Raw genomic sequence first — 518 nt, forward strand, 5'->3', positions numbered from 1 at the left:
GATGTTACCTTGTGCGTCGAATATCGCCGCTTTACCGCGGACGGAATAACCCAAAGAACCGCGAGCTGTAGACACATAGGATTGACCTTCGACCAGAGCTCGTTGGTTGTCGCCCCCTTTCATAGGCTTACCAATTCGCTCATCTACCGGATGAATTAAGCGCACGCCTTGGTTATCCCCAATCACAATAAAGGCCGCACCAATCGCTTTAGTGAGTGCGCGAAAGGACTCTTGATAAGGTTCTGGCTGCTGAGCTTCCACCATCTCAATGACGATTTCAGACTCTGCGAGGAAACGGGCAACACCGAGTGCCTTTTCACCCATTTCGTGTTCTTGATTGACTTTGAGGTAGGTAAAACCTGCGGCGACGAGCAGAAGTAACTCGATCAAGCCCGAGAGCGTCATAATGACCAGCATGCGCTTTCTAAAGCTGATGGTTCTCCAACTCATGGTGCATCCTTACCGTTAACCCACTTCCACGTCACTGTGGTGTTGTTCTAAGTTAACATCGAGTTAAC

At 49.6% G+C, this 518-nt stretch carries 1 pseudogene; it reads right to left on the reverse strand.

What is annotated here, in order from left to right:
• Positions 1 to 450 (reverse strand): annotated as a pseudogene (locus R8N49_RS30445) (histidine kinase); the annotation flags it as partial.
• Between the last annotated feature and the right edge of the window lie 68 nt (positions 451 to 518).

This window comes from Vibrio sp. 1978, assembly GCF_033344345.1.